The following is a 1,135-nucleotide window of genomic DNA, read 5'->3' as shown; positions in this document are numbered from 1 at the left end:
AAGGTTTTTTACTTTAATACTAAACATTGCATAACACACTATTGTAAATTTGGGTGTGCTCAATGGCTGTATTTTTAATCGAAAAGCTCATTGCTTTATTAACCGCTGCTACAGACTGCTCTTTATAATAATTAGTATCATTAACCAAAACATTTATTTTAGCAGCTAATGTATGTGTATCACCCACTTCAAATAAACCTTGCTCAACAACTACATTATTTAAACCTTTAACATTAGTAGCAAATGATGGTAACCCGGCTGCCATAGCCTCTACTACTGCAATACCAAACCCCTCCCAGTGGGAAGATTGTATATAAACATCAAGTGAATCTAAAAAGTTTGGTATATCGTTAACTTGGCCTAAAAATTTAACTTTATTACTTACACCTAAGCTTAATGCGTAATCTTCGTACTCAGACCTTAGTTCACCATCGCCCGCTAAATTAAGGACAAACCGATCATCAAGTAGGGTCATTAATTTTAGTAAGGTTTTTATATCTTTTTGTGGTGCAAAACGACCAACCATGCCTATGTTAATAACCTTAGCGTCAGCACTTAGTGTTTTAGGTGTTTGAGAAAACCGCTCTAAATTAACGCCATTATTTATAACATAAGCTTTTGAGTTACTTGCTTTAATGCTTTCTAAAAACTTAGTTTTAACGCCCTCCGATATACAAACTATTTTTTTAAATTTTTTATAAATAACGCTTTCAAGGGTTTTTATAAAAGGTATATCGCGGCGCCTATAATGTGGGTTATGCTCTGTAACTATTGTTGGCGTATTTGTAAAGTACGCAATATAAATTGACGGGTACAAATGGGTATGCACTAAATCAGCTGCATTTAAGCGCTTTATAACACCAAAAAAGCCCAAGTCACGCTTATGGAATACCTGTACCCCTAAAGCCTTTAACTCATCAACGTATTCGTTTTTACCACGCGTTAAAATCACTTCAAACTTAAAGTCATTGTTTTGTAGCGTCATTAAATCTACAAGCAAACGCTGAACACCGCCTAAACGCTGCAGGTCATTTGTTATGTGCACTATTTTTTTCATTTATTATCCATAGTAAGCTATAACTTTAAATACACAGTTAAATTACAAAACTCGCCCAATGAAACAGCAAAAGTAAGT

1 protein-coding gene is annotated in these 1,135 nt (G+C 34.3%); it reads right to left on the bottom strand.

What is annotated here, in order from left to right; genetic code table 11:
* Nucleotides 1-19: 19 nt before the first annotated feature.
* Nucleotides 20-1,057 carry a glycosyltransferase gene (locus H5072_RS20060; protein WP_182694590.1) on the bottom strand — a complete coding sequence of 346 codons (1,038 nt, stop codon included), beginning with the start codon at nt 1,055-1,057 and terminating at the stop codon, nt 20-22.
* Nucleotides 1,058-1,135 lie beyond the last annotated feature (78 nt).

Origin of the sequence: Pseudoalteromonas sp. SR45-5, from assembly GCF_014163565.1 — a bacterium.
Classification (GTDB): domain Bacteria; phylum Pseudomonadota; class Gammaproteobacteria; order Enterobacterales; family Alteromonadaceae; genus Pseudoalteromonas; species Pseudoalteromonas distincta.
Note: the sequence above shows the minus strand (reverse complement) of the source record. Positions and strands in the feature narration are given on the sequence as shown.

What these genes read in the sequence shown, in the direction of transcription:
- H5072_RS20060 (WP_182694590.1), bottom strand. Translation starts at nt 1,057, where the DNA reads ATGAAAAAAATAGTGCACATAACAAATGACCTGCAGCGTTTAGGCGGT.